The organism is Pseudomonas sp. X4, from assembly GCF_040784925.1.
Lineage (GTDB): Bacteria > Pseudomonadota > Gammaproteobacteria > Pseudomonadales > Pseudomonadaceae > Aquipseudomonas > Aquipseudomonas putida_Z.
This window is the reverse complement of sequence record NZ_CP160798.1, coordinates 2,904,001-2,910,000: the sequence shown is the minus strand read 5'-3', so window position 1 is coordinate 2,910,000 and position 6,000 is coordinate 2,904,001. Positions and strand designations below refer to the sequence as shown.

The 6,000-nt window shown below is 62.1% G+C and carries 5 protein-coding genes; 2 read left to right on the top strand and 3 right to left on the bottom strand.

Annotation, left to right across the window (positions count from 1 at the left end):
• Nucleotides 1-429: 429 nt before the first annotated feature.
• Complete coding sequence (tyrS, locus tag ABX298_RS12820; RefSeq protein ID WP_025337483.1) at nucleotides 430-1,629, bottom strand: tyrosine--tRNA ligase; 1,200 nt, start codon at nucleotides 1,627-1,629, stop codon at nucleotides 430-432.
• Between the two features lie 213 nt (nucleotides 1,630-1,842).
• On the opposite strand from tyrS, the gene ABX298_RS12815 reads away from it, so the two are divergent.
• Together ABX298_RS12815 and ABX298_RS12810 are read left to right on the top strand one after the other, a co-directional pair.
• Nucleotides 1,843-3,264, top strand: coding sequence for a peptidoglycan DD-metalloendopeptidase family protein (locus ABX298_RS12815; protein WP_084785121.1), 1,422 nt, complete (start codon nucleotides 1,843-1,845; stop codon nucleotides 3,262-3,264).
• A gap of 4 nt (nucleotides 3,265-3,268) precedes the next feature.
• Nucleotides 3,269-4,360, top strand: a complete 1,092-nt coding sequence (locus ABX298_RS12810; RefSeq protein WP_367394459.1) for an anhydro-N-acetylmuramic acid kinase — start codon at nucleotides 3,269-3,271, stop codon at nucleotides 4,358-4,360.
• 59 nt (nucleotides 4,361-4,419) lie between these two features.
• Here ABX298_RS12810 and erpA read toward each other — a convergent pair whose 3' ends face one another.
• The gene (erpA, locus tag ABX298_RS12805; protein ID WP_015268740.1) at nucleotides 4,420-4,770 is read right to left on the bottom strand and encodes an iron-sulfur cluster insertion protein ErpA; all 351 of its coding nucleotides are present in this window, start codon (nucleotides 4,768-4,770) and stop codon (nucleotides 4,420-4,422) included.
• A 146-nt stretch (nucleotides 4,771-4,916) separates the two neighbouring features.
• Nucleotides 4,917-5,951 carry an N-acetyl-gamma-glutamyl-phosphate reductase gene (gene argC, locus ABX298_RS12800; RefSeq protein ID WP_013970618.1) on the bottom strand — a complete coding sequence of 345 codons (1,035 nt, stop codon included), beginning with the start codon at nucleotides 5,949-5,951 and terminating at the stop codon, nucleotides 4,917-4,919.
• Nucleotides 5,952-6,000: the final 49 nt, after the last annotated feature.

The following is a 6,000-nucleotide window of genomic DNA, read 5'->3' as shown; positions in this document are numbered from 1 at the left end:
TTCGATTTGTTAAAGAGCGTTTGGTCAAGAGCTTTTCGTCTCAACCGAGGCGAGCATTCTACGCTTTCCTCATTTGCTGTCAAGCGTTTATTTTGAAGTTTTTTGCGAGAAACTCGTTTAGCTTCAAACACTTGACTCACTGCGATCTCTCGTAGCGGGAGGCGAATCATACAGCGTTTAGAAGCGCTGTCAACCACCATTTCAACCGCTGTCGATCATTCGATCGTAGCCCTTTCAACTTCGCTTCAACTATCTAACTCATTGAATCTCAAGGAGTTTGTCGTTCCGGCGTCGCTGGAAGTGGGGCGCATTATAAGGGGATTCGAAACCCCGTCAACCCTTAATTTCAAGAAACTTCAATATCGCTGAAAAACAAAGCGGGGAGACCTGTCGGCCTCCCCGCTTCTATATAGCTACACCTACCGACTATCACTCAGCCTTGAGCGTAACCCGGGCAAACGACTTCTTGCCCGCCTGGCACACATGGGTAGCACCCAGCGCAAACATGAAGTCACGATCAACCACCGCACCATCGACCTTCACCGCACCACCACTCAGCAAGTCCCGCGCTTGAGCCGAGTTCTTCACCAGGCCAGCCCGGTTCAGTACGGCAGCAATCGGCAGGCTTTCGCCCGCAGCCACTTCGATTTCCGGCAGATCTTCCGGCAGCTCGCCTTCCTTCATACGGTTACCTGCGGCACGGTGAGCATTGGCCGCAGCCTCCTCGCCATGGAAGCGCGCAACGATCTCTTCCGCCAGCTTGATCTTGATGTCGCGCGGGTTGGCACCATTGGCGACGTCGGCACGGAACTGCTCGATCTCTTCCATCGAACGGAAGCTCAGCAGTTCGAAGTAGCGCCACATCAGGGTATCCGGGATCGACACCAGCTTGCTGTACATCACCCCCGGCGCTTCCTGGATACCTACATAGTTACCCAGCGACTTGGACATCTTCTTCACGCCGTCGAGCCCTTCGAGCAGCGGCATGGTCACGATGTTCTGCGCTTCCTGGCCATAGGCGCGCTGCAGCTCACGCCCCATCAGCAGGTTGAACTTCTGGTCGGTACCACCCAGCTCGACATCCGCCTTCAGCGCCACCGAGTCATAACCCTGCACCAGCGGGTACAGGAACTCATGGATGGCAATAGGCTGGTTGGTGGTGTAGCGCTTGTCGAAGTCATCGCGCTCGAGCATGCGCGCCACGGTGTACTGCGATGCCAGGCGAATGAAGTCGGCCGGGGTCAGCTTGTCCATCCAGGTGGAGTTGAACGCGACCTCGGTCTTGGCCGGGTCGAGGATCTTGAACACCTGCTGCTTGTAGGTCTCGGCGTTTTCCAGCACCTGCTCGCGGGTCAGCGGCGGGCGCGTGGCGCTCTTGCCGCTCGGGTCACCGATCATGCCGGTGAAGTCACCGATCAGGAAGATGACCTGGTGCCCCAGGTCCTGGAACTGGCGCAGCTTGTTGATCAGCACCGTGTGCCCAAGGTGCAGGTCAGGCGCGGTCGGGTCGAAGCCGGCCTTGATGCGCAGAGGCTGGCCGCGCTTGAGCTTCTCCACCAGTTCCGACTCGACCAGTACTTCTTCCGCACCGCGCTTGATAAGCGCCAGCTGCTCTTCAACCGACTTCATAGACAAACCCGCAAGGCTCAGATTCAGGGGGAGCCAACCATACAAGATCGGCCGTCAATTACAAGTTTCGCAAAGGAATGTGACCCGAACATGGGCTTGCGGCGTCTACGCGCCCTTGCGTGAAAATGGATTTGGTTATATTTTATACAGTTATTTCATCTTCATCATGTCATTCATCTTTTCCATTTCACCTTTTTCAAAGTCACCTTGCCCATGACCAACGAACCGCCTAAAGCGCCCCCGCTTTATCCGAAAAGCCATCTGTTGGCCGCCAGCGGCATCGCCGCCCTGCTCAGCCTGGCCCTGCTGGTGTTTCCCTCCAGCGAAGTGGAAGCCAAGAAAACCACCCTCAACCTCGAGCTGGAGAGCCCTGCCGAGCAGTTGAAGGACGAATCCCGCGCTGCGCCCCTGGTGCAGGCAGAAGGTGAGCAAGGCTCGCCATTCGCCCAAATCGAAGAGACCACCCCCGAGACCCAGAACGCCGAGCAGGAAGCCCCTGCGGCCGAACCGGTCGTCGAAGCCGCCAAGCAACCCAGCCACCGCGAAGTCACTGTAGCCCGGGGCGATACCCTGTCCACCCTGTTCGCCAAGGTCGGCTTGCCGAGCAATGCGGTGCACGACCTGCTGGCCAGCAACAAGCAGGCCAAGCAGTTCAGCCAGCTCAAGCACGGCCAGGTGCTGCAGTTCGAGCTCGACAAGGACGGCCAGCTGGCCAGCCTGCACAGCAAGGTCAGCAACCTCGAAACCATTCGCCTGACCAAGACCGACAAGGGCTATACCTTCAACCGCGAAATCAGCAAGCCGGTAGTGCGTACCGCCTACGCCCACGGCGTGATCAAAAGCTCGCTGTCGGCCTCGGCCCAGCGCGCCGGCCTGTCCCACAGCATGACCATGGACATGGCCCGCGTGCTGGGTTACGACATCGATTTCGCCCAGGACATTCGCCCGGGCGATGAATTCGACGTGGTCTACGAGCAGAAGGTAATGGACGGCAAGGTCGTCGGCACCGGTAACATCCTGTCCGCGCGCTTCACCAACCGCGGCAAGACCTACACCGCCGTGCGCTATACCAACAAGCAGGGCAACACCAGCTACTACACCGCTGATGGCAACAGCCTGCGCAAGGCCTTCATCCGCACCCCGGTCGACTTTGCCCGCATCAGCTCGCGCTTCTCCGCCGGCCGCAAGCACCCGATCCTGAACAAGATCCGTGCCCACAAAGGCGTCGACTACGCCGCCCCGCGCGGCACTCCGATCAAGGCAGCCGGTGACGGCCGCATCGAGCTGGCCGGGCGCCGCGGTGGTTACGGCAACACCGTGATCATCCAGCACGGTAACCGCTACAAGACGCTGTACGGCCACATGCAGGGCTTTGCCAAGGGCATCAAGACCGGCGGCTCGGTCAAGCAGGGCCAGATCATCGGCTACATCGGCACCACCGGCCTGTCCACCGGTCCCCACCTGCACTACGAGTTCCAGGTCAATGGTGTGCACGTCGACCCGCTGAGCCAGAAAGTGCCGATGGCCGACCCGATCGCCAGGAACGAGCGCCAGCGTTTCCTGCAGCAGAGCCAACCCCTGATCGCCCGTATGGATCAGGAAAAGGCCACCCTGCTCGCAGCGAACAAGCGCTAAGCCCATGGCGCTCTACCTGGGGGTAATGTCCGGCACCAGCCTCGATGGCCTGGACATTGCCTTGATCGAACAAGGCGAGCAGCTCCAACTGCTCGCCACCCACTACCTGCCCATGCCCGGCGACCTGCGCCAGGAACTGCTGGGCCTTTGCAGCAGCGGCCCTGACGAGATCGCCCGCGCTGCACTGGCGGAAAACCGCTGGGCCAGCCTGGCAGGCGAAGGCATCCGCCAACTGCTGGCCAGGCAAGGGCTGCAGGCCGGAGCCATCCGCGCCATCGGCAGCCACGGCCAGACCATCCGCCACGAACCTGCACGCGGCTTTACCGTGCAGATCGGCAACCCGGCGCTGCTGGCCGAGCTTACCGGTATCAGCGTGGTCGCCGACTTCCGCCGTCGCGATGTGGCCGCCGGCGGCCAAGGTGCGCCACTGGTGCCGGCCTTCCATGAAACCCTGTTCAGCCACCTGGGCCAGCGCCTGGCCGTTCTCAACGTGGGCGGTTTCAGCAACCTCAGCCTGATCGAACACGACAAGCCAGTCCACGGCTTCGACTGCGGCCCGGGCAACGTGCTGCTGGATGCCTGGATCGAACGCAAGCGCGGCCAGGCCTACGATGCGGATGGGGCTTGGGCTGCCTCGGGCGTGGTGCAGGCCGACTTGCTCAGCGCACTGCTGGCCGACCCGTTCTTCGCCAGCAGCGGCCCGAAGAGCACCGGCCGCGAAGTATTCAACCTGCCCTGGCTGGATGGTCACCTGGCCCGCCTGCCCGCTTACCGCGACGAGGACGTACAGGCAACATTGCTGGAACTGACCGCGCGCAGCATCATCGACTCGTTGAGCAACGCCCAGCAAGGCACCGAAGCGCTGCTGGTCTGCGGTGGCGGTGCGCGCAACGGCGCCCTGATGGCACGCCTCGGCCAGTTGCTGCCCGACGCCCGTGTCGCCAGCACCGGCGCCCATGGCGTGGACCCGGACTGGGTCGAAGCCATGGCCTTCGCTTGGCTGGCCCACTGTTGCCTGGAAGGCATCGCTGCCAATCGCCCTAGCGTGACAGCGGCCAAGGGCCTGCGCGTACTCGGCGCAATCTACCCGGCCTGAACGTTACGCCAGAAAGCAAAACGCCGCGCAATTGCGCGGCGTTTTCGTATGGCCAGGCCTCAGATCGAGAACGAGGAGCCGCAGCCACAGGTGGTGGCAGCGTTCGGGTTCTTGATCACGAAGCGCGAGCCTTCCAGGCCTTCCTGGTAATCCACCTCGGCGCCGGCCAGGTACTGGAAGCTCATCGGGTCGACCACAAGGGAAACACCTTCGCGCTCGACGATGGTGTCGTCTTCGGCCACGTCTTCATCGAAGGTGAAGCCATACTGGAAGCCCGAGCAGCCGCCACCGGTGACGAACACGCGCAGCTTCAGACGATCGTTGCCTTCCTCGGAAACCAGGTTCTTCACCTTTTGCGCAGCGCCGTGGGTGAATTCCAAAGCGGTGGGGGTGAAGGTTTCGACGCTCATGTTGATTCTCCCGGCGTGGTAGCCGCCATAAAACTCGATGACGCGCATTATCCGCTTTCCCGAGAAAATCGGTCAAGAATTGTGCGGCTTTAGTCGCGACCTACAAAAAGGCCCGCACGACGCGGGCCTTTTCGAACGCTGGCGGCTTACGGCAGCAGGCCCGCGTGTGACAAGCCCATGCGCTCGTCCAGGCCGAACAGGATGTTGAGGTTCTGCACCGCCTGGCCGGACGCGCCCTTGACCAGGTTGTCGATCACCGACAGCACCACCACCAGGTCACCACCTTGCGGGCGATGAACGGCAATGCGGCAGACGTTGGCGCCGCGCACACTGCGGGTTTCCGGGTGGCTGCCAGCTGGCATCACATCGACGAACGGTTCATTGGCGTAACGCTTCTCGAACAGCGCCTGCAGGTCGACCGAGGTGTCGGCGACGGTAGCGTACAGGGTGGCGTGGATGCCACGAATCATTGGCGTCAGGTGCGGCACGAAAGTCAGGCCGATATCCTTGCCAGCGGCCAGGCGCAGGCCCTGGCTGATTTCCGGCAGGTGGCGATGGCCCTTCACTGCATAGGCTTTCATGCTTTCGCCGGCCTCGCAGAACAGCGAGCCCACCGCCGCACCACGGCCAGCGCCGCTGACACCCGACTTGCAGTCGGCGATCAGCCGCGACGGGTCGGCCAGGCCAGCTTCCAGCAGCGGCAGGAAGCCCAGTTGGGTGGCGGTCGGGTAGCAACCCGGCACAGCGATCAGGCGTGCCTGGCGAATCTTCTCGCGGTTGACTTCAGGCAGGCCGTATACCGCGTCCTTGAGCAGCTCTGGCGCACCGTGCGGCTGGCCGTACCACTTGCCCCACTCGGCGGCGTCCTGCAGGCGGAAGTCGGCCGACAGGTCGATCACCTTGGTACCGGCCGCCAGCAGTTCGCCAGCCAGGGCGTGGGCAACACCGTGCGGGGTGGCGAAGAACACCACGTCGCAGGCGGCCAGGGTCTTGCTGTCCGGCACGCTGAACGCCAGCCCGTCATAGTGGCCGCGCAGGTTCGGGTACATGTCCGCCACTGCAACGCCCGCCTCGGAGCGCGAAGTGATGACCGCCACTTCGGCCTGTGGATGCTGTGCCAGCAGACGCAACAGTTCGACGCCGGTGTAACCCGTGCCGCCGACGATACCGACCTTGATCATAACGCTTGCCCCTTATCAACGAGCCGTCTGGAAAGCGCACGATAATAGG

Excerpts from the sequence above, each read along its gene's own strand:
- tyrS (WP_025337483.1), bottom strand. The coding sequence starts at position 1,629 with ATGAAGTCGGTTGAAGAGCAGCTGGCGCTTATCAAGCGCGGTGCGGAA.
- ABX298_RS12815 (WP_084785121.1), top strand. The coding sequence starts at position 1,843 with ATGACCAACGAACCGCCTAAAGCGCCCCCGCTTTATCCGAAAAGCCAT.
- ABX298_RS12810 (WP_367394459.1), top strand. The coding sequence starts at position 3,269 with ATGGCGCTCTACCTGGGGGTAATGTCCGGCACCAGCCTCGATGGCCTG.
- erpA (WP_015268740.1), bottom strand. The coding sequence starts at position 4,770 with ATGAGCGTCGAAACCTTCACCCCCACCGCTTTGGAATTCACCCACGGC.
- argC (WP_013970618.1), bottom strand. The coding sequence starts at position 5,951 with ATGATCAAGGTCGGTATCGTCGGCGGCACGGGTTACACCGGCGTCGAA.